The sequence below is a fragment of the Achromobacter sp. ACM01 genome (assembly GCF_014851745.1).
In the GTDB taxonomy this organism is placed as follows: Bacteria; Pseudomonadota; Gammaproteobacteria; order Burkholderiales; family Burkholderiaceae_B; genus Achromobacter; species Achromobacter aegrifaciens.
In genome coordinates this window covers 545,927-566,487 of the sequence record NZ_JACVAF010000001.1, presented here as the reverse complement: position 1 = coordinate 566,487, position 20,561 = coordinate 545,927, and the positions used below count along the sequence as shown (strand labels likewise).

The following is a 20,561-nucleotide window of genomic DNA, read 5'->3' as shown; positions in this document are numbered from 1 at the left end:
CGTCTAGATCATCGCGCCGCCTATCGGGTCAAGGCCCATATCGCGACCCCGATGGCAACCGCGGCCACCCCAACCAGCGCTGCAACCAGCCGGTTGTTCTGTTCCTGGGCCCGCCGCAACTGGATCATCTCGGCCAGCAAGGCGGGCGAGACGTTGGGACGGCTCAGGTGGTCATGGACCAGCCTGGGCAAAGCAGGCAGCATTTGCGACCACTGCGCGGCTTCTTTTTCCAGGCTCTGCCGCAGCCCCTTGAATCCGACGCGCTGACGCATCCAGCGTTCCAGATAGGGCTTGGCGGTCTTCCAGAGATCCAGGTTGGGATCGAGCTGGCGGCCCAATCCTTCAACGTTCAGCAGGGTCTTCTGCAACAGGACCAGCTGCGGCTGGATCTCCACATTGAACCGGCGCGAGGTCTGGAACAGCCGCAAGAGCACCTGCCCCAGCGAGATCTCCGACAATGGCCGGTCAAAGTACGGTTCGCAGACGGCGCGCACGGCGCCCTCCAGTTCTTCTTCGCGCGTATCGGGCGGCACCCAGCCCGATTCAATGTGCAGTTGCGCCACGCGGCGGTAATCGCGGTGGAAGAAGGCCAGGAAATTCTGCGCCAGGTAATTCTTGTCGAACTCGGACAGCGAGCCCACGATGCCGAAGTCCAGGGCAATGTAGCTGCCCAGCGTTTCCGGACGGTCGGACACGTAGATGTTGCCCGGGTGCATGTCGGCGTGGAAGAAGCCGTCGGTGAAGACCTGGGTGAAGAAGATCTCCACGCCGGTGCGCGCCAGCGTCGGGATGTCGATGCCGGCCTCGCGCATGCGCTCCACCTGGCCCACCGGCATGCCGTACATGCGCTGCATGGTGAAGACCGTGGATGCCGTGTATTCCCAGATCACCTCGGGCACGATCAGCATGTCGCCGCGGCCGGACTCGGGGCCGAAGTTGCGGCGCAACTGGCTGCAATTGGACGCTTCTCGCACCAGGTCCAGCTCGTCGTGCAGGTACTTGTCGAATTCGGCCACCACTTCGCGCGGCTTCAGGCGGCGGCCGTCGGCGCCCAGGCGTTCGATGATGCGCGCCACCACTTTCAGCAGCGACAGGTCTTTCTCGATGATGCTGAGCATGCCCGGGCGCAGCACCTTGACCGCGACCTCGCGGCCGTCGTGCAGCACGGCAAAGTGCACCTGCGCGATCGAGGCCGAGGCCACCGGATCCACTTCGAACTGCGCGAACAGCTTCTCGGGCGGCGCGCCCAGCGCCGCCTCGATGCAGGCCGCGGCCTGCGCCGAGGGGAACGGCGGCACGCGGTCCTGCAAGAGCGCCAGTTCGTCGGCGATATCGGCGGGGATCAGGTCACGGCGGGTGGACAGCACCTGTCCGAACTTCACGAAGATGGGGCCCAGCGACTCCAGCGCCAGGCGCAGCCTCAAGCCGCGCGGCTTGCGCGGACGCGTGCCCAGGCGGATGACGCGCAACAGGCAGGTGGCCAGCGGATGGTTCAGGCTGGAGAGCACCAGCTCATCCAGGCCATAGCGCAGCGAAACCAGAATGATGCGGAAAAGGCGCAGCAAGGGAAACATGTATCAGGCGCCCCGCTTTGCGCTGGCGGATGCCAGGCGGGTTTGCAGCGCGGCGGCCGAGCGGGCCAGCGCCTCGGCGCGGGCGTTCAGCTCGGCCAGGTCCAGCCGCCACTGTTCCAGCGCCGGTCGGCTGGCCAGCATGCCGCTTTCCTCGGACAGGTACTCGGACACGTTCTCGGCCAGTCTCAGGCTGGCCGTGCGCGCGCCGCCGGCGGCCGCGCGCGCCCCGCCCACCAGGCGCAGCGCGGCGATGTCGCCCACCACCCGGGCCAGCGCGTCCTCCGGATCCCAGCGCAGCTGCTTGGACAGGTCCGACACCACCTGCGCCAGCGCCGCGTCGCCCGAGATATGGGTGGCCTCGGCGAAATCGGGGCGCTCGCGGTCCGCGCCCAGGCGCGGCAGCGGCAGTTTTTCAGGCGCGACCGTCAGGGTCACGTCGGGCACCACGGCCGCATCGGCCTGGGCCGCCAGGCCTTCGCTATCGATGGTGAGGCCCAGGCTGAAGCCGCCCAGCGCGAAACGCACCGTCTTGCCCGCATGCCGGACCAGGCGCTCGCGCGCCCAGTCCTCGCGCCGCAACAGGGCGTTGAGCGCGCTTACAGCCAGTCGCGAGGGGGTGGGCAGGAACGGAAGAGGCAGCATGGCGGTCTGCAACGGCCCCGATTGCGGGGGTTGCGGAAGTTAATGGGTAAATCGGGAGTGTAACGGGTTAGATGGCTGGGTGTTTTGCGCAAGCACATGGAAAAACCGGCCCTGTAAGGGCCGGTTCAAACAGATGCCTTGCGGCATCCGCAACGGAGGTGGGGATCGGCCCCGGCCGGCCAGGCTTAGCTGGCGAGATCCACCGGGATCTGCTGGATGCCTGCCAGCAGCCAGCCGCCATTGGCGGGCTTGAACAGGTTCCAGACTTCCTCGAAGCGGAAGGCCTCGGCGCCCGGCGCTTCGCGCAGCATGCCGGAGAAGCGCACGCTGGCCAGGTGGCCGTCGGACACGGTTTCGATGCCCAGCATTTCAGCGTTCAGCAGGACCACTTCGGTCTTGTTGGGCGCCGCGCCGCGCTCGGCCAGCTGCGGCTTGAGCTCGGTGATCAGGTCGTCGGTCAGGAACTCGCGCAGGCCATCGGTGCTGCCGCTGTCCCAGACGGCCTGGATGCGCACGAACTGCTCCTTGGCCTGCTTCAGGAAGTTGGGCGTATCGAAGTCACCCGGCACGAACCAGTTGTTGTCGTCGCCCATCTTGGGCATGGCGGCCGGCGCCGCGGCGGCGGCAACCGGAGCCGCTGCCGCAGGAGCCGCCGGCTTCAGCGTTTCACGCCACATCGGCTGCTGTTGCTGCTGGCCCGGCGCGTTGTTGGCGCCACCGAACGCGCCCTGCGTGGCAGTGCGCGGACCGGCGCCGCGCAGGCGGCGGATGATGAACATGACGGCGAACACGACCGCGGCGATCAGCAGCGCGGAGCCGAGGAACTCGGCGAAAGCGCCCGACAGGCCCATGCTGGAGAGCAGCGCGGCGATACCCAGGCCGGCGGCGATGCCGGCGATGGGGCCGAGCCAGCGCGAAGCGCCGCTCTTGGCGGCGGCGCCCGCAGTGGCAGCGCCGGCCGTGGCCGCGCCGGCGGCTGCCGGAGCGGCGGTAGCGCCCGCCGTGTTGCTGGCGGCGGTCGGCGGCGTGGTCGCCTGGCGCTGCTGGGTCACGTTGGAGGATTGTCGGCCGACGCTGCTGCCGCCGCCCGCACGGCGGGCTTCGGCGTCAAACGACGCCGTCACCAGTGCCGCGCCGGAAACGGCGATCAGCGCCGCGGCGACAAACCGCGAAAGACAGAATTTGGACATAGGTTTGCTCCCTCGTACTCGCGCTCCTGCCGCCCCGAGCAGCAGGAAGTCCCACGGACCGCGGGACCTTCGTCGCGACTTTTCTTACATTAATCTGAATACCGTAAGAATAACGGACAAGACGCCGCCCCACAAGTTCCCGCAGGGCGGCGAAAAATCCGGATGGCCGGGGCGGATCAGCCCAGCTTCACGCCTTCGTGCAGAGCGGCGATGCCGGCGGTCAGGTTGAAGTACTGCACCCGTTCCAGCCCGGCCGTGCGCAGCATGTCCGCCAGGGTTTCCTGGTCGGGGTGCATGCGGATGGATTCGGCCAGATAGCGGTAGCTGGCTTCGTCCTTGGCGACCTTCTTGCCCAGCCAGGGCAGCACATTGAAGGAATACCAGTCGTAGGCGGGGGCCAGCGGCTTGGCCACGCGCGAAAATTCCAGCACCAGCAGCTTGCCGCCCGGCTTCAGCACCCGGGTCATTTCAGCCAGGGCGCGGTCCTTGTGGGTCATGTTGCGCAGGCCGAAAGCCACGCTGACGCGGTCGAAATGGCCGGTGGGGAACGGCAGGCGCTCGGCGTCGCACACGGCGGTGGGGACCAGCAGGCCGGCATCGGTCAGGCGGTCGCGGCCCACGCGCAGCATGGAGTCGTTGATGTCCGTGAGCCAGACCTCGCCCGTGGGGCCGGCGCGCTTGGCGAAGGCCTTTGCCAGATCGCCCGTGCCGCCGGCAATGTCCAGCATCTTCATGCCGGGGCGGATGGCGGCGCGGCCGATGGTGAACGCCTTCCAGACGCGGTGCAGCCCGGCCGACATGAAATCGTTCATGACGTCGTAGCGCTGGGCGACCGAATGGAAGACTTCGGCGACTTTGCGGGCCTTTTCGCCTTCCGGCACCGTCTGGAAGCCGAAATGGGTCGATTGCGAGGCGGAATCCGCGGAATGTTGCGATTCGGAGGGGTTTTGCATGGTGAATTCCCGATATATCGTTCAATGGTAGCCTATCGGGCTCCCGCGGGCGGCCGGCGGACGCGGACGATGACGCCCGGCGGTCACATACCTGAAATATTGCGGCCATACTATCGCAATGTTCGCGCCGCGCCGGCGCTCAGAAGTGTGCCCAATCCGCCATGTCCAGCACCATCCTCGTCGTCGAAGACGAACCCGCCATCCAGGAACTGATCGCCGTCAACCTGTCCTTCGCCGGACACAAGGTGCTGCGCGCCTTCGACGCCGACCAGGCCCAGACCCTGATCCGCGCCGAACTTCCCGACCTGATCCTGCTGGACTGGATGCTGCCCGGCACCTCCGGCTTGGCCATGGCGCGCAAACTGCGCAACGACGAGCGCACCCGCGCCGTGCCGGTCATCATGCTGACCGCCAAGGGTTCCGAGCAGGACAAAGTCGACGGCCTGGAAGCCGGCGCCGACGACTACATTACCAAGCCCTTCTCGCCCAAGGAGCTGATGGCGCGCATCAAGGCCGTGCTGCGCCGCCGCGCCCCCCAGCTGACCGACGACGTGATCGACGTGGGCGGCCTGAAGCTGGATCCGGTGACGCATCGCCTGTCGGGCAACAGCCAGTCGCTGCAGATCGGCCCCACCGAATTCCGCCTGCTGCACTTTTTCATGACGCACCCCGAACGCGTGTTCTCGCGTTCCCAGCTGCTGGATCAGGTCTGGGGCGACCACGTCTTCGTGGAAGAGCGCACGGTCGACGTACACATCCGCCGCCTGCGCAAGGCGCTGGAACCCAGCGGCCACGACGCGCACGTGGAAACGGTCCGCGGCAGCGGCTACCGGTTTACTGCCCAGCTCCCGACGCGGTAAAAACTCCCGCACGATGATCTGGCTGCGCACTCTTTTCCTGGTCGCCCTGTGGGCGGTTGCCGCATTACTGGCCCAATGGCTCATAGGAGACCCGGCGGGCTGGATACTGTTTTCCTTCGCGCTGGCCGCCATGCTGCTCTGGCGCAGCTGGCGCCTGCACCTGGTGTCCCACTGGGCCAACCACCCCGATACCTCGCCGCCCGCTTCGGTCGGTCCCTGGGACGACATCCTCGCGCCGCTGTACCGCTACACCCGCGCCCGGGCCCGCGAACTGAACGAAACCCAGAACACCATGCAAGGCATGCTGGCCGCGGCGCAAGCGCTGCCGGACGGCGCGGTGACGCTGAACGAGGATTTCCAGATCGACTGGTGCAACCGCATGGCGCGCCAGCACCTGGGCCTGCGCCTGCCGGCCGACCGCGGCCATAACCTGCTGAACCTGCTGCGCGCGCCCGAATTCGTCGAATATGCGCACCGTCCGTCCTGGCCCGAGCCCATACTGGTGCGCCTGGGCCAGCAAGGCCAGGAGCGGCTGATGATGATGCAACTGACGGCCTACGCCAGCAACCAGCGCCTGCTGATCACGCGCGACGTCACCCAGATCGAACGCCTGGAAACCACGCGCCGCGACTTCGTGGCCAATGTCTCGCACGAATTGCGCACGCCTCTGACGGTACTGGCGGGTTTTCTGGAAACCCTGCGCGACATGCCCGCCGACGCCCTGCCCGCCGAACAACGCGAGCAGTACATCGACATGATGCACGAGCAGGCCCAGCGCATGCAGGCCATCGTCGAAGACTTGCTGACCCTGTCCACGCTGGAATCCTCGCCGGGCAGCGACCCGCGCGCGGTCAACATGGGCGCGCTGCTGCAGAAGGCGCGCCAGCAGATCGAGGCCCTGTCGGGCGGCCGCCACGTGCTGGAGTGGCACATCGATGAATCCCTGGACGTGCTGGGCGCCGAAACCGAACTGACCTCGGCCCTGTCCAACCTGCTGACCAACGCGGTGCGCTACACGCCGGACGGCGGCACCATCACCGTGCGCTGGGAGCGCGAGGAAGACGGCGGCGCGCGCTACAGCGTGCAGGACACCGGCATCGGCATCCCCGCGCGCCACCTGCCCCGCCTGACCGAGCGTTTCTACCGCGTGGACCGCGGCCGTTCGCGCGCGGTGGGCGGCACCGGCCTGGGGCTGGCGATCACCAAGCACATCGCCATGCGCCACGACGCCGAACTGCTGATCACCAGCGAACCCGGCAAGGGCAGCGTGTTCGCCCTGCGCTTTCCGCCCGACCGCATCGCCATCGACAGCCCGGCCTGAGCCGTCCGCCGGACCTGACGCAGCGCGGATGGTAAATTTCCTGCCATGCGCATCCTGGTCATCGAAGACGAACCCAAACTGGCCGACTACCTCAAGAAGGGCCTGTCGGAGCAAAGCCACGTCGTGGACCTGGCTCGCGACGGCGTGGACGGCCTGCATCTGGCGCTGGAAGGCGTCTACGACCTGATCGTGCTGGACGTGATGCTGCCGGGCGTGGATGGCTTCGGCGTGCTGGCCGCGGTGCGCGAACAGAAGGACACGCCCATCCTGATGCTGACCGCGCGCGACGCCGTCGAGGACCGCGTGCGCGGATTGGAAGGCGGCGCCGACGACTACCTGGTCAAGCCTTTCGCCTTTTCGGAACTGCTCGCGCGGGTGCAGGCGCTGCTACGCCGCGGACGTTCTCAGGAACCCACCCTGCTGCGCCTGGCCGACCTGGAACTGGACCTGGCCCGCCGGCGCGCCCAACGCGGCGGCCGCCGCCTGGACCTGACCGCCAAGGAATTCAATCTGCTGGCCCTGCTGCTGCGCCGCCAGGGCCAGGTGCTGTCGCGCACCACCCTGGCCGAGCAGGTCTGGGACATGAACTTCGACAGCGACACCAACGTCATCGACGTGGCGGTGCGGCGGCTGCGCAGCAAGCTGGACGACCCCTACGACACCAAGTTGCTGCATACAGTGCGCGGCATGGGCTACGTGCTGGAATCGCGCCCCGCGGATAGCCGCCCGGCATGAAGCCGCTGCGCATGCGTTCCATGCAGGCGCGGCTGACGCTGCTGCTGGGCGCCATCGCCCTGCTTGTGTCCAGCCTGGCGGGAGCCACGCTGTTCTGGGCGCTCAAGCGCGAAGTGGAACGGCAGGAAATCACCGAAGTCAGCGGCAAGCTGGAATTGATCGATCACCTGATCGACATGCAGAACAACGCCCGCGGCCTGAAAGACCTGGCCGCCACCTTCGACGAGATGCGCGCGGGCGAAGGCCAGCTGGGCATCTGGATCGTGGATGCGCACGGCCACTCCGTGTACGGCGGCCCCGCTCCCGAAACGCTGGCGACCGGCGACGGCAGGCAGGTCGTGCTGCAGACCGCCGACGGCGGCCGCATGCGCGGCCTGCGGGTCGCCATGAACGACCGCATCCTGCCCGGCGCGCAACTGACCGTGGCGGTCAGCACGCGCACCAGTTCGCAGTTCCTGTATGCCTATGGCACCGCGCTGGTGCTGATCTGCGCGCTGTGGGTCGGCGCGACCGTGGTGTTGGCGGCCTGGGCCGTCAGGCGCAGCATGGCGCCGGCGCGCAGGCTGTCCGAGCAGGCGGCCAGCATCCAGCCCGACAATCTGGCGCGGCGCCTGCCGCTGGAAGACACCGACCGCGAATTGCACGAGCTGGTCCGTTCCTTCAACCGCACGCTGGAACGCCTGCAGGCCGCCTACCAGCAGATGGAAGGCTTCAATGCCGACGTGGCGCACGAGCTGCGCACGCCGCTGGCCACGCTGATCAACGGCACGCAGGTCATGCTGTCGTCGCCGCGCGACGCGGCAGAACTGCGCGATGCGCTGGAATCCAACCTTGAAGAGCTGGAAGACCTGAAGACCCTGGTCAACGACATGCTGTTCCTGGCGCGCGCCGACCGCGGCGAACGGGCCGCGGACCTGGCGCCAGTATCGCTGGCCGCCGAAGCGCGACGCGTGGCCGAATACTACGAAGCCACGCTGGAAGAAAGCGGCGTGCATCTGCGCTGCGCAGGCGACGCCACCGTGGCCGCCAACGCCGGGTTGGTGCGGCGCGCGCTGGCGAACCTGATTTCCAACGCCATCAAGGCCACGCCCCGGGGCGGCGAAATCGTGCTGACCTGCTCGGCTTCGCCCGCGGGCGCGCGGGTGGAAGTGCGCAACCCAGGCCCGCCCATCCCGCCGACGGACCTGCCCCGCATCTTCGACCGCTTCTTCCGCTCCAGCCAGGCGCGCGCGCCGCGCAGCGAAGGCCACGGCCTGGGCCTGGCCATCGTGCGCGCCATCGCGCGCATGCATGGCGGCGAGGTCGACGCGGCCTCGGGCGCGCATGGCACCGTGGTCGGCATCACGCTGCGCGCGCCGGAGGGCCATGCCACCGCGGACAACATTACAAAATCGTAATGTGCGGGACAGAATGGGGTCACCCCCGTTCCTCTACAGTACGCTTGCAATCACATCGTCCCGCAACGGAGCATCATGAACCTTTCCCGTCTTACGCGCCGCCTGGCCCTTGCCGCGGCCCTGTGCGCGCCCGTTTTCGCCACCGCCCAGACGCCCGTCAAGGTCGAGGTCTGGAAGACCCCGACCTGCGGCTGCTGTGAAGACTGGGTCAAGCACATGCGCGACAACGGCTTCGCCGTCACCACCCACGACGTCCAGGACACTGGCCCCATCCGCCGCAACGCCGGCATGGCCAACTACGGTTCGTGCCACACCGCGGCCGTCGAAGGCTACGCGATCGAAGGCCACGTCCCGGCCAGCGACGTGCGCCGCCTGCTGCTCGAAAAGCCCGACGCAGCCGGCCTGGCCGCGCCAGGCATGCCGCTGGGCTCCCCCGGCATGGACGGCCCCGAATACGGCGGCCGCAAGACGCCGCATGACGTGGTCCTGGTGGACAAGCAGGGCGGCGCCAAGGTGTTCCAGGCCTACCGTTAACGCGCGAACCTTCAGGTTCTGTCCGGGCATCGCTCTTTGTGGCGATGCCCGTATCGTTTGTGCGCCTGAAACAATTCATCCATGCCGCCTCAATGGCTACTCCTTGCACTGCAGCAAAAATGGGCCACAATCAATAAAACGGATTCCTCACCCACCCCTCAGGCTGTCATGGCACAAATCGTCCTGTTCGAGAACATCCACCCGAGCGCCCGCGCTGTTTTTGAAGCCGCCGGCTACTCCGACATCGTCACGCATGCGGCCGCCTTGCCGGCGTCGCAATTGAGCGACGCCCTGCGCGGCGCTCAGGTGGCGGGGATCCGTTCTCGCACGCACCTGGATGCCGCCCTGCTGTCCGGCAACCCCGACCTGCGCGTCGTGGGCTGCTTCTGCATCGGCACCAACCAGGTCGACCTGGACGCGGCCATGCAGCGCGGCATCCCGGTGTTCAACGCACCGTTCTCGAACACCCGCTCGGTGGCCGAACTGGTGCTGGGCGAAGCCATCCTGCTGCTGCGCCGCATTCCCGAAAAGAACGCCCGCGTGCACCTGGGCCACTGGGACAAGAGCGCTGCCGGCGCATTCGAGACCCGCGGCAAGACGCTGGGCATCGTGGGCTACGGCAACATCGGCTCGCAGATCAGCACGCTGGCCGAAGGCCTGGGCATGCGCGTCGTCTATCACGACGTCGAAGCCAAGCTGCCGCTGGGCAACGCCCGGCCCGCGGCCACGCTCAACGAACTGCTGGAGCAGGCCGACGTGGTGACCCTGCACGTGCCGGGCGGCAAGACCACCGAAAAGATCATGAACGCGGAAACCATCGGCCGCATGCGCCGTGGCGCCATCCTGATCAACGCCTCGCGCGGCACGGTGGTGGATATCGACGCGCTGCATGCGGCGCTGAAATCCGGCCATCTGGCCGGCGCCGCGCTGGACGTGTTCCCGACCGAGCCCAAGGGCGCGGACGAGCCGCTGGCCAGTCCGCTGATCGGCCTGCCCAACGTGATCCTGACGCCGCACATCGGCGGCAGCACGCAGGAATCGCAAGAGAACATCGGCCGGGAAGTGGCCGAGAAGCTGGTGCGCTTCCTGCAGGCCGGCACCACCAAGGGCGCGGTCAACTTCCCCGAACTGCCGTATCTGGAGCCCGCCGGCGGCACGCGCATCCTGCACGTGCACCGCAACGCCCCGGGCGCGCTGGGCACGCTGGACAACCTGATGGCGCAGCATGGCCTGAACATCGTCAGCCAGACCCTGCAGACCCGCGGCCAGATCGGCTATGTGATCACCGACGTGGAAGGCGAAGTCAACGACGTCGTGATGTCCACGCTGCGCAGCCACCCCATCACGGTCCGCTGCGACCGGCTGTAAGCCACCGCCGCCGTGGCGGGCAGCGCGTCATGCGCCGCCCGCCAAACGGCTCAAGACTCTGCCGCGGCGGCCGCCAGGCATTCCGCCATCTTCTCCTGCACGCTGCCGGCATCGAACGGCAGCCGGCCTATCAGGCCGATCTCGCGGTGGAACGCCGCCTCCCCCAGCGGCAACAGCCGCAAGCCGGTCATGTCCAGCCGCCGCAGCTGCGGCAACAGCGCCACGCCCAGCCCCAACCGCACCATGTTGGCGATGGCGTCGATCTCGTCCAGCTCCACAGCCTCGCGCACCGGGATGCGCTGCTTCTTCAGGAACAGGTCCACCACGCGCCCGCCGAATGACGCGCGGTCGTAGCGGATGAAGGGCTGGCTTGCCAGCAGCTCGCGCCAGGGCGCGATGGGCATGGAAGCGGGCATGGCCAGCATCACCGGTTCACGCAGCAGGGGCTGCCAGCCGAGTTCGGGCGGCAGAGCGAAGGGCGGCTTGATCAGCATGGCCATGTCCACCTCGCCCGCATCCACCTGCCCCAGGAGCGACAGCGACACACCTGGCACGATGCGCACCCGCACATCCGGATAGACCGCGCGAAATCCGCCCAGCGCGCGCGCCAGCAGGTCCTGCTGCACCGACGCGATGGCGCCGATGCGCAGCAAGCCGCTGACATGGCCCGCCCCGCCAGCGGTAATCATCCGCTCGGCCATGGCGACCAGTTCTTCCGCCTGCGGCAGCACTTCGCGGCCGTGCGCATTCAGCACCGCGGCGCGCGCGCTACGGTCGAACAGCGGCCCGCCCAGGTAATCCTCCAGGCGCTTGATCTGGGCGCTGACGGCAGACTGGGTCAGGCCCAGCCGGGCGCCGGCTCCGGTAAAGGTGCCGTCCCGCGCCACGGCGATGAAGGTCTTGAACTCTTTGATCACGATCAATTATTTCGATGCTAAGTAGCAAAAAATATCGTTTTTCAATCAAAAAAACAATACCTAAACTACCCATCGATGCTAGGCCGTCCAAGCTTGCGATGGCTCGCAATCTGACTGATCATTTTTTCTTTGCCTGACCCGGAGCCTTCCATGACCGCTCAAACCAACCTGCCGCCGTTCCACCTCGCCTTCCCGGTCCGCGACCTGGCCGAAGCCCGCGCCTTCTATGGCGAAAAACTGGGCTGTCCGGAGGGCCGCAGCTCGCCCGAATGGATCGACTTCAACTTCTACGGCCACCAGATCGTCGCCCACCTGGCTCCCGGCGAATGCGGCCACAAGGCCACCAGCGCCGTGGACTCGCACAATGTGCCGGTGCGCCATTTCGGCGCGGTGCTTTCCATGGAACAATGGGAAGCGATGGCGAAGCGTCTGACCGACGCCGGCACCGAATTCGTCATCGAGCCCTACATCCGCTTCAAGGGTGAAGTGGGCGAACAAGCCACCATGTTCTTCCTGGATCCGTCGGGCAACGCGCTGGAATTCAAGGCGTTCAAGAACCTGGATTCCCTGTTCGCCAAGTAATCCGTCTCTACAGGTTTCGTGTCGTTGAACGCAAATTCAGAACCTCCTTCTCCGGCCGAAACCTCCTGGCGCATCCTGCCCCAGGGTGACCGCTGTCTGATCGTTTCCTTTGGCGACCAGATCGACGCCGACGTCGGCAGGACCTGTCTGGCCGCGGCCGGCAAGCTGCGCGACGCGCGGCTTGCCGGCGTGACCGATGTGGTGCCTTCCTTCGTCGCGGTGGCGGTGCATTACCGCCCCGGCGCCAGCGGCGGCCCCACCTACCCGCAACTGGCCGAGCGCATCGGACAACTATTGTCCGAAGGCATCGCCGCGGACGCCCTGGGCGGACGCGAGATCGACATCCCGGTCTGCTACGGCGGCGAACATGGCCCCGACCTCGCCGAAGTGGCCGACGCCGCCGGCCTCACTCCCGAAGGCGTCATCCAGCTGCACAGCCAGCCGCGCAGCATGGTCTTCATGCTGGGCTTCGCGCCCGGCCACGCCTATCTGGGCGTGCACGACGAAAAACTGAATATCCCGCGCCGCGCCTCGCCGCGCACCGCGGTGCCGCCCGGTGCCGTGGCGGTCGCCAACCGGCAGACCGTGATCTACCCGAACCGCCTGCCCGGCGGCTGGAACATCATCGGCGCCACGCCGCTCACCATGTTCGACCCGGCCCGCGAACCCGCCGCCCTGCTGCAACCCGGCGACTCGGTCCGCTTCGTGCCCATCAGCCCCGAGGAATTCAACCGCATCCGGGGAGCCCGGCCATGAGCGTGACCGTGATCAAGCCCGGCATGCTGTCCAGCTTCCAGGACCGCGGCCGCGAGGGCTACCAGCATCAGGGCATCCCCGCCGCGGGCGCCATGGACGAGCGCGCGCACCGGCTGGCCAACGCGCTGGCCGGCAATCAAGACGAACACGCCACGCTGGAAATAACCCTGACGGGTCCTACCCTGCGCTTTGACGCCGCGGCCTGCTTCGCGCTGGCTGGCGCCGACCTTGGCGCCACGCTCAACGGCCAGGACATTCCCGTCCACCGCCCGCTGGTGGCGCGGACGGGCGACACCTTGGCCTTCGGCGCCAGGCCGGCCGTGGGCGTGCGCGGCTATCTCGCGGTGCACAGCGGCTTTGCGCTGCCGCGCGTCATGGGCAGCGAAAGCACCTACCTGCGCAGCGGCTTCGGCGGCTTCCAGGGACGCGCGCTGGCCAAGGGCGACCAGGTGCCGCTGCATGCGCCGCTGGCCGCTGGCCGCGACCTCGACGCCTTGCAGGAAGCGCTGTGGAACCAGCGCGTCTACCTGCCGGCGGCGCTGGGCGCCAAGCGCCGCGAGTTCATCCGTTTCCTGCCCGGCATGCACTGGGAGGAATTCTCCGAGGCCACCCGCCAGGCCTTTGGCGGCGGCGCGGAGTTCCGCATCAGCCCGCAGTCCGACCGCATGGGCTACCGCCTGTTGGGCCCCGCGCTGGCCATGAGCCAGCCGCGTCAGATGCTGTCGGAAGCCGCGTGTTTCGGCACCGTGCAGGTGCCTTCGGGCGGCGAGGCCATCATCCTCATGGCCGACCGGCAGACCACCGGCGGCTACCCCAAGATCGCGCAGATCGCCACGGTGGACCTGCCCGTCCTGGCGCAGTGCGCACCGGGCCAGACGCTGCGCTTCCAGCTGATCGAACTGGAAGAAGCGCAGCGCCTGGACGGCGAACGCGAGCGCGCCTTCACGCAATTGCAGGACGCGCTGGCGCCGTTGCGCGCGCTCCTCGCCTAGAAAGGAATTTGCCATGACCACCCGCATCGACATGAACTGCGACATGGGCGAAAGCTATGGCGCCTGGACCATGGGCAACGACGCCGCGGTGCTGCAGTTCGTCAGCTCCGCCAATATCGCCTGTGGCTTCCATGGCGGCGACCCGGCCACCATGCGCAAGACCGTGGCGGCCGCGCTGGCGCGCGGCGTGGCGCTGGGCGCGCACCCCAGCCTGCAGGATCTGGCCGGATTCGGACGCCGCGTCATCCAGATCAGCCCCGACGAAGCCTACGACATCGTGGTCTACCAGATCGGCGCCTTGGCCGGCGTGGCCGCCTCGCAAGGCGCGCGGCTGCACCATGTGAAAGCGCACGGCGCGCTTTACAACATGGCCGCCAAGGACGAAGGGCTGGCGCGCGCGATCTGCCAGGCGGTCAAGGACGTGGACGCCTCGCTGATCCTGTACGGACTGGCCGGCAGCAAACTGATCGACGCGGCCCGTTCCATCGGCCTGGCCGCCGCCAACGAGGTCTTCGCCGACCGCTCCTACCAGGACGACGGCTCGCTCACGCCGCGCAGCCGCGCTGACGCGATGATCGAAGACCTGGATCAGGCGGTGGCGCAGGTGGTGCGCATGGTGCGCGAAGGCAAGGTGCGTTCGGTGGACGGCAAGGACGTGGCGGTGCAGGCCGACACGCTGTGCATCCATGGCGACCAGCCGAACGCGCTGATCTTCGCCGACGGCATCCGCAAGGCGCTGGAACAGGCCGGCATAGAAGTCCGCACCCCACCGAGGGAATAGGCGCGGCCGGCTAGGCGCGGCTGGCGAGGCGCGGCCGGCTCAGGCGCGTGCCTAGCGCGGCTGCGGTTCTTCCGCGTCCTGCAGCGCGGCCTGGCGATACGCCTGCGCCACGCTGGGCAGCACGTCCGCCAGATAGCTGCGCGTCAGATTGGCAGCACGCTCGACGTCGCGGCCGGCCAATGCTTCGATGACGCCGCTGGTGCAGGCCTGGATGCCGGTGAACGGCAGCGCCTGCCTGGCCAACAGGTAGCGCAACGGTTCGATCTGCTCGTAAAGCTTGCTGAGCATGCCCGCAAGCGGGGTATTGCCCGTGCTGCGGGCCGCAGCCAGATAGAACGCGCAGGCCGAGGCAATGGCGCCGCGCCCATCGCCCGACGCCAATGCCGCCCCGATGGCGGCGTCATGAAGGCGCAGCTCGGCCAGCAGCGGCGCCTGGTCGGCCGCTTCCGCCGCCTGGCGGATGCAATAGGCCTCGAGTTCGGCGCGCAGTTGGTACAGATGACGGATCTGCGCCTCGGTGTACAGGGTGACCCTGAAACCCTTGCGCTGGATATGGGTGACCAGGCCGCTCAGCTCCAGCAGGCGCAGCGCTTCGCGGATCGGGCTGCGGCTGGTGCCGAAACGCTGCTCCAGCTCCTGTTCGCGCAGCGGCTGGCCGGGACGGATGGTGCCGTCCACGATCAATTCACGAATCTGTTCCTGCAGGAAATACGGAATCGTGGCGGGCGCTTTGACGTCCAATCGGCTCCCCTTGTACTGCGCAATGCATGGTATGAGACTTCGTGAAGATACTAGAAATCTCTTGAAACATAAATAAGAAAATTGTTGCAGAGCGCCCTGCCGCCCTGCTTCAGTCCCAGTCGTCCCGATACACGAACTTCGGCATCTGCCAATTGAAGCGCAGGGCCAGCAGGCGCACCGCCAGGCCCGCGGCCAGCGCAATCGGCACCGCGGCGTTGGCGGACAGGCCCAAGGCCTGCGAGCCCAGGTACAGCCCGCCGGTCACGAAGGACACGCTGGCATAGAGCTCCTTGCGGAACAGCAGCGGCACCTCGTTGCACAGCACATCGCGCAGCACCCCGCCGGCGCAGCCGGTGATCATGCCGCTGATCAGCACCACGGTGATCGGCAGCTGCATCAGCTGCGCCACCTGGCAGCCGATGACCGTGAACGCCACCAGGCCCAGCGCATCGGCCAGCAGGAACAGGCTGCGCAGGCGCCGCATGACGGGCGCGATCAGGGCCGTAAAGATCGCCGCGCCCGCTGTCATCCAGAGATACTCGGGATGGACCACCCAGGTCAGCGGGTAATGCCCCAGCAGCACGTCGCGCAGGGAACCGCCGCCCAGGGCCGTCACGCAGGCAATGATGCAGACGCCCATCCAGTCCATGTCGCGCCTGCCGGCCGAAAGCGCCGCGGTCATCGCTTCCGCCACGATGGCGACAAGATACAGCGTGTGCAGCAAGGCGGGAGACAGATCCGGAAACATGGGCAGGCAGGGAGTTGAACTGGCCCCATTGTATTAAGGCAGCGGGGTAGCGGACGGCCATTGCCTGCGCGCCCGCCATCCCTTACCCTCGACTTTGCGTTGATATCTATCAAGTCCCCTTCCGCGCAGCCGCGCGAGAATGGGGATAAGGCCCGCGAGGGCGGAACGGCTGGAGCGACGCACGCGGGAGTCGGCGGTCCAACCACAACCGGGAGAGAACGTATGACACAGCAAACTGGCCCCATCCTGTTGGCGACCGACCTGAGCGCGCGCGGCGACCGCGCCCTGGACCGCGCGCTGCAGCTGGCCAAGGAACTCGACACCAAGCTCATCGTCCTGCATGTCATGGAATCCCATGCCACGCCGGCTCGCCTGACCACGCCCGTGTGGCGGCGCCTGTCGACGGACCACAAGGCGCTGGCCGAGCGCGAGCTGGCCGAGGACCTGGCCGCCGCCGACGTGGCGACCGAAGTGGTGGTGGTCAGCGGCGATCCGCTGGTCCGCATCATGGAAACCGCCGACAGCTACGGCTGCTCGCTGATCGTCACCGGCACCGCGCGCGATGAAACCCTGGGCCGCCTGCTGCTGGGCACCACGGTCGAAAAGTTGGCCCGCCAGGCACGCCAGCCCGTACTGGTGGTCAAGACCCGTCCGCGCCGGCCGTACCGCGACGTGCTGGTCGCCACGGACTTCTCCGCCGGCTCGCGCCAGGCGCTGCGCGCCGCGCTGCACCTGGTGCCGAACGCGGACCTGACCTTGTTCCACTCCTACGACGTCCCCTTCCAGGGCAAGAACACGCCGGATGACGCCATCACGCGCAGCTTCTACAAGGCGGCCGAGCAGAGCGCCCAGGACTTCATCGCCGAAACGCCCGAACTCGCCCAGGTCGCCGCACCCAAGGTGGTGCTGGAATGCGGCCAGCCGGAAACCGTGCTGTCGGAATACTCCTTCAACCACCGTTCCGATCTGGTCGTGACGGGCACCCATGGCCGCACCGGCATCCTGCGCACCGCCATCGGCAGCGTGGCCGAACGGCTGCTGGAGTCGCTGCCCAGCGACGTGCTGATCGTCAGGTTGCTCGGCGAGGAATAAACCCCGGTCCGGCCATGAAAAAACGGCGCCTCGGCGCCGTTTTTTTTGGACCCGCCGGCTTCAAGCCGGGGCCTGATCGCCCTGCTTCTCCATGGTTTCTATCGTGCCGCGCAGCAGATGCAGCAGCACCAGGCCCGGCAACGCGATGGCCACGGTCAGCAGGAAGAAACCCGGCCAGCCCATGGCTTCCACCAGCGGCGGCGTGAGAGGGCCGGCCAGGTAGGTCCGACCCACCGCCGACAGCGCCGACAGCAGCGCGAACTGGGTCGCCGAAAACTGCTGGCGGCACAACGCCATAAGCAGGCCAACGAAGGACGCCGTGCCCAGGCCGCCGCACAGGTTCTCGATTCCCACGCCCGCGGCCATCAGCCAGAGGTTCTTGGGACTGACGGCGATCAGCCAGTACGCCAGATTCGACACCGCCTGCAGCAGCCCGAACGCCATCAGCGACCGGTACAGGCCCCAGCGCGACATGAGCGACCCGCCCGCCAGTGCGCCGATGATGGTGGCGGCCAGCCCCAGCACCTTGTTCACCGTACCCACTTCCGTCGGCGTGAAGCCCGCGCCGCGGATCAGGAAGGTGGTGGACAAAGCCCCCGCGAACGCGTCGCCCAGCTTGTACAGCACGATCAGCAGCAACACCGCCAGCGCGCCGCGCCGCGTGAAGAATTCCCGCAAAGGCTCGCCCACGGCCTCGCGCAGCGTACGCGGCGGTCGGGCGACGTGCTCGGGTTCGGGCGCCCAGAAGGTCGCCAACGCGCACAACAGCATCAGCCCGCCCATCAACACATAGGTATTGCCCCAGCCTATCCACTGGTCCGCCAGGATCAGCGCCAGCCCGCCCGACACGATCATCGCCAGCCGGTAGCCCATGACCTTGATGGCCGCGCCGGCGCCGCGCTCATCCTTGCGCAGCACGTCCGTGCAATAGGCATCGAAAGCAATGTCCTGCGTGGCCGACAGAAACGCCACCAGCACGGCCAGCAGAGCCAGCGTCTGCAAGGCGGACGAAGGCGACAAGGCGCCCATCGCCATGATGGCCACGGCCAGCAGCAACTGCGTCAGCAGCATCCAGCCGCGCCGCCGCCCCAGCAAGGGCGGCGCGTAGCGGTCCACCAAGGGAGCCCACAGGAACTTGAGGGTATAGGCGCTGCCCACCAGGGTCAGGAAACCGATCTGCTGCAGCGGCACGTTTTCCACCGTGGCCCAGGCCTGCAAGGTGCCGCTGGTCAGGGCCAGAGGCAATCCGCTGGCGAATCCCAGGACCAGCAAGGGGGCCACGCGGGGGCTGGTATAGACGTTGGATGCAGCGGTAATGACGGTCTCCTAAAACAACGCGCCAGCGCACCGCTGGCGGCCGCAGGCTTGCGGCATTTTAGGGCCTATGCGCCCGCGCCGCAGGCAGCAGGCGTGTCGGAATGTCAGGGCGACGCGAAGCGGTACACCGCCAGGGTGCTGCGCCAGCTGGGCAGCAGCTTGACCTCGCGTCCTTCGTTGAAGGTGGCGCGTTCCAGGATGGACAGGCGCAATTCGCCGGCCAGCTGCTCGAAGTCGCGCAGCGTGCACAAGTGAATGTTCGGCGTGTTGTACCACTGGTAGGGCATCTGGCCCGTCACCGGCATGCGGCCGCGCAGGATGGCCCAGCCGTGCGGCCAGTAACCGAAGTTGGGAAACGACACCACGCCGTAGCGCGCCACCCGCGCCATTTCGCGCAGGATGTGCTCGGTGCGGTGCATCGATTGCAGGGTCTGCGACAGCACCACGGTATCGAACTGCTTGTCGTCGAACAGCGCCAGCCCGTCTTCCAGGTTCTGCTGGATCACTTCAACGCCGCGCCGCACGCAGGCGATGACGCAGTTGTCGTCCAGTTCCACGCCCGCGCCCCGCACCTGCCGGTGGTCGCGCAGATGCGCCAGCAGCGCGCCGTCGCCGCAGCCCAGGTCCAGGACGCGGCTGCCGGGCTCGATCCAGCTGGCGATGCGCGCCAGGTCGGGCCGCAAGACGCTGTGCGCGGGTCGGGGAGTCACGGGAGTCATGCGGAACGTCCTTCGGTCTGGGCGGCAACGCCGAGCCCGAGCTCGCGCGCGATGCGTTCGTAATAGCCGCGAACCACGGCATGGTAGCGCGCGTCTTCCAGCAGGAAGGCGTCGTGGCCGTGCGGCGCGTCGATCTCGGCGTAGGTCACGGGGCTGGCGTTCTTCAGCAGCGCCCGCACGATTTCGCGCGAACGTTCCGGCGGGAAGCGCCAGTCGGTCGAGAACGACACCAGCAGGAAATCGGCCTTGGCCGGAGCCAGCGCGCGGGCCAAATCGCCGCCGGTGGTGCGCGCCGGGTCGAAGTAGTCCAGCGCGCGCGTAATCAGCAGATAGGTGTTGGCGTCGAAATAACGGGTGAATTTCTCACCCTGATAGCGCAGGTACGACTCCACCTCGAACTCGACGTCGTAGCCGTAGTGGTACGCGCCGTTCTCGGCCGGCGCGCGCTGGGCGCGGCCGAACTTCTCGGCCATGTCGTCGTCGGACAGGTAGGTGATGTGGCCAAGCATGCGCGCCACCGACAGGCCGCGGCGCGGCACGGTGTCCTGCGCGTAGTAGTCGCCGCCGTGGAAATCCGGATCGGTAATGATGGCGCGGCGCGCCACCTCGTTAAAGCCGATGTTCTGCGCCGACAGGCGCGGCGTGCTGGCGATGACCACGCAATTGGCCACGCGGTCGGGCAACGTAATGGCCCAGCTGAGCGCCTGCATGCCGCCCAGCGATCCGCCCATCACGGCGGCGAAACGTTCGATGCCGAAGTGGTCCGCGACCCTGGCCTGTGCCCTTACCCAGTCCTCGACGGTCAGCACCGGAAAAGCGGCGCCCCAGGGCTTGCCGGTTTCCGGATTGATGCTGGCCGGGCCGGTCGAGCCGAAGCAGGAGCCCAGATTATTGACGCCGATGACGAAGAAGACGTTGGTGTCCACCGCTTTGCCGGGCCCCACCATGTTGTCCCACCACCCCACGTCGCTGGGATTGTCGGCCGCCTGCCCCGCCACGTGGTGCGAAGCGTTCAGCGCGTGGCAGACCAGCACCGCGTTGCTGCGCTGGGCATTGAGCGTGCCGTAGGTTTCGACCGCCAGTTCGTAGGCAGCCAGCGACTGGCCGCTCTGCAAGGACAGGGGCTCATCGAAACGGATGAAGGTGGGGGCAACGAGACCGACCGAACCGGGATCAGCGGAAGCGGAAGTCGTGACGGTTGCGGGTACGAACCCGCTGGCCGAATCACCGGCCAAATTTTGGGCAGGAGTGGTCATACGGACCTCTTTAGCTGGATTTATTGGAAGGCGCCCGCAAGCGGATCAGGCAAATCGGCGCCGAAAAATTTTGTACTGCGGCAGGA

General features: G+C 67.5%; 21 protein-coding genes and 1 riboswitch. Of the genes, 11 read left to right on the top strand and 10 right to left on the bottom strand.

All coding sequences use genetic code 11. The annotated features are described in order from the left end of the window. Positions 1 to 20: 20 nt before the first annotated feature. The 4 genes from ubiB to ubiE all read right to left on the bottom strand — a co-directional run bounded on the left by ubiB (position 21) and on the right by ubiE (position 4,359). Positions 21 to 1,574, bottom strand: coding sequence for a ubiquinone biosynthesis regulatory protein kinase UbiB (ubiB, locus tag IB268_RS02715; RefSeq protein ID WP_054454990.1), 1,554 nt, complete (start codon positions 1,572 to 1,574; stop codon positions 21 to 23). Between the two features lie 3 nt (positions 1,575 to 1,577). Beyond that, complete coding sequence (locus tag IB268_RS02710; protein ID WP_192353770.1) at positions 1,578 to 2,216, bottom strand: SCP2 domain-containing protein; 639 nt, start codon at positions 2,214 to 2,216, stop codon at positions 1,578 to 1,580. 185 nt (positions 2,217 to 2,401) lie between these two features. After that, positions 2,402 to 3,406 carry a Tim44 domain-containing protein gene (locus IB268_RS02705; RefSeq protein ID WP_119452176.1) on the bottom strand — a complete coding sequence of 335 codons (1,005 nt, stop codon included), beginning with the start codon at positions 3,404 to 3,406 and terminating at the stop codon, positions 2,402 to 2,404. A 176-nt stretch (positions 3,407 to 3,582) separates the two neighbouring features. Then, positions 3,583 to 4,359: a bifunctional demethylmenaquinone methyltransferase/2-methoxy-6-polyprenyl-1,4-benzoquinol methylase UbiE gene (ubiE, locus tag IB268_RS02700; protein ID WP_192353769.1), complete on the bottom strand. Its 777-nt coding sequence runs from the start codon at positions 4,357 to 4,359 to the stop codon at positions 3,583 to 3,585. 161 nt (positions 4,360 to 4,520) lie between these two features. On the opposite strand from ubiE, the gene phoB reads away from it, so the two are divergent. The 6 genes from phoB (at position 4,521) to serA (ending at position 10,574) form a co-directional block, all read left to right on the top strand. Continuing rightward, a complete protein-coding gene (gene phoB / locus IB268_RS02695; protein WP_006227196.1) occupies positions 4,521 to 5,219 on the top strand; it encodes a phosphate regulon transcriptional regulator PhoB in 699 nt (232 codons plus the stop codon). A 13-nt stretch (positions 5,220 to 5,232) separates the two neighbouring features. Continuing rightward, on the top strand, positions 5,233 to 6,540 hold the full coding sequence (gene phoR, locus IB268_RS02690; RefSeq protein ID WP_054454997.1) for a phosphate regulon sensor histidine kinase PhoR: 1,308 nt from the start codon (positions 5,233 to 5,235) through the stop codon (positions 6,538 to 6,540). A 45-nt stretch (positions 6,541 to 6,585) separates the two neighbouring features. After that, positions 6,586 to 7,275 carry a heavy metal response regulator transcription factor gene (locus IB268_RS02685; protein WP_054454998.1) on the top strand — a complete coding sequence of 230 codons (690 nt, stop codon included), beginning with the start codon at positions 6,586 to 6,588 and terminating at the stop codon, positions 7,273 to 7,275. After that, positions 7,272 to 8,672: a heavy metal sensor histidine kinase gene (locus IB268_RS02680; protein WP_119452175.1), complete on the top strand. Its 1,401-nt coding sequence runs from the start codon at positions 7,272 to 7,274 to the stop codon at positions 8,670 to 8,672. The genes IB268_RS02685 and IB268_RS02680 overlap by 4 nt, the downstream gene beginning before the upstream one ends. A 75-nt stretch (positions 8,673 to 8,747) precedes the next feature. Next, the gene (locus tag IB268_RS02675; protein ID WP_054455004.1) at positions 8,748 to 9,206 is read left to right on the top strand and encodes a DUF411 domain-containing protein; all 459 of its coding nucleotides are present in this window, start codon (positions 8,748 to 8,750) and stop codon (positions 9,204 to 9,206) included. Positions 9,207 to 9,374: 168 nt separating this feature from the next. Continuing rightward, on the top strand, positions 9,375 to 10,574 hold the full coding sequence (serA, locus tag IB268_RS02670) for a phosphoglycerate dehydrogenase (RefSeq protein WP_054455006.1): 1,200 nt from the start codon (positions 9,375 to 9,377) through the stop codon (positions 10,572 to 10,574). Positions 10,575 to 10,624: 50 nt separating this feature from the next. On the opposite strand, the gene IB268_RS02665 is transcribed toward serA, so the two are convergent. Next, positions 10,625 to 11,491 (bottom strand): LysR family transcriptional regulator, encoded by an 867-nt coding sequence (locus tag IB268_RS02665; protein ID WP_054455868.1) that lies wholly within the window; start codon positions 11,489 to 11,491, stop codon positions 10,625 to 10,627. 150 nt (positions 11,492 to 11,641) lie between these two features. Between IB268_RS02665 and IB268_RS02660 the strand changes: the two genes are divergently transcribed. Genes IB268_RS02660 through IB268_RS02645 form a run of 4 tightly spaced genes read left to right on the top strand, consistent with a single transcriptional unit; the run spans position 11,642 to position 14,602 of the window. After that, complete coding sequence (locus IB268_RS02660) at positions 11,642 to 12,073, top strand: VOC family protein (RefSeq protein ID WP_054455008.1); 432 nt, start codon at positions 11,642 to 11,644, stop codon at positions 12,071 to 12,073. Positions 12,074 to 12,097: 24 nt separating this feature from the next. Further along, positions 12,098 to 12,829, top strand: a complete 732-nt coding sequence (pxpB, locus tag IB268_RS02655; RefSeq protein ID WP_054455010.1) for a 5-oxoprolinase subunit PxpB — start codon at positions 12,098 to 12,100, stop codon at positions 12,827 to 12,829. Next, on the top strand, positions 12,826 to 13,821 hold the full coding sequence (locus IB268_RS02650) for a biotin-dependent carboxyltransferase family protein (RefSeq protein ID WP_192353768.1): 996 nt from the start codon (positions 12,826 to 12,828) through the stop codon (positions 13,819 to 13,821). Before pxpB ends, IB268_RS02650 begins: the two co-directional genes overlap by 4 nt. A 13-nt stretch (positions 13,822 to 13,834) precedes the next feature. Next, positions 13,835 to 14,602 carry a LamB/YcsF family protein gene (locus IB268_RS02645; protein ID WP_192353767.1) on the top strand — a complete coding sequence of 256 codons (768 nt, stop codon included), beginning with the start codon at positions 13,835 to 13,837 and terminating at the stop codon, positions 14,600 to 14,602. Positions 14,603 to 14,653: 51 nt separating this feature from the next. Here IB268_RS02645 and IB268_RS02640 read toward each other — a convergent pair whose 3' ends face one another. Beyond that, the gene (locus IB268_RS02640; protein WP_192353766.1) at positions 14,654 to 15,343 is read right to left on the bottom strand and encodes a GntR family transcriptional regulator; all 690 of its coding nucleotides are present in this window, start codon (positions 15,341 to 15,343) and stop codon (positions 14,654 to 14,656) included. 109 nt (positions 15,344 to 15,452) lie between these two features. Continuing rightward, positions 15,453 to 16,091, bottom strand: coding sequence for a trimeric intracellular cation channel family protein (locus IB268_RS02635; protein WP_054455018.1), 639 nt, complete (start codon positions 16,089 to 16,091; stop codon positions 15,453 to 15,455). A 222-nt stretch (positions 16,092 to 16,313) separates the two neighbouring features. Here IB268_RS02635 and IB268_RS02630 point away from each other — a divergent pair, with 222 nt between their 5' ends. Further along, the gene (locus IB268_RS02630; protein WP_192353765.1) at positions 16,314 to 17,183 is read left to right on the top strand and encodes a universal stress protein; all 870 of its coding nucleotides are present in this window, start codon (positions 16,314 to 16,316) and stop codon (positions 17,181 to 17,183) included. Between the two features lie 60 nt (positions 17,184 to 17,243). On the opposite strand, the gene IB268_RS02625 is transcribed toward IB268_RS02630, so the two are convergent. The 3 genes from IB268_RS02625 to IB268_RS02615 all read right to left on the bottom strand — a co-directional run bounded on the left by IB268_RS02625 (position 17,244) and on the right by IB268_RS02615 (position 20,475). Then, positions 17,244 to 18,500 (bottom strand): muropeptide transporter, encoded by a 1,257-nt coding sequence (locus tag IB268_RS02625; protein WP_119452172.1) that lies wholly within the window; start codon positions 18,498 to 18,500, stop codon positions 17,244 to 17,246. Between the two features lie 104 nt (positions 18,501 to 18,604). After that, entirely contained in the window at positions 18,605 to 19,219 is a 615-nt protein-coding gene (gene metW / locus IB268_RS02620; RefSeq protein WP_054455023.1) for a methionine biosynthesis protein MetW, read from the bottom strand. Beyond that, positions 19,216 to 20,475 (bottom strand): homoserine O-acetyltransferase, encoded by a 1,260-nt coding sequence (locus tag IB268_RS02615; protein ID WP_192353764.1) that lies wholly within the window; start codon positions 20,473 to 20,475, stop codon positions 19,216 to 19,218. Before IB268_RS02615 ends, metW begins: the two co-directional genes overlap by 4 nt. After that, positions 20,465 to 20,546: riboswitch (SAM riboswitch) on the bottom strand. Its footprint overlaps the gene before it by 11 nt. Positions 20,547 to 20,561: the final 15 nt, after the last annotated feature.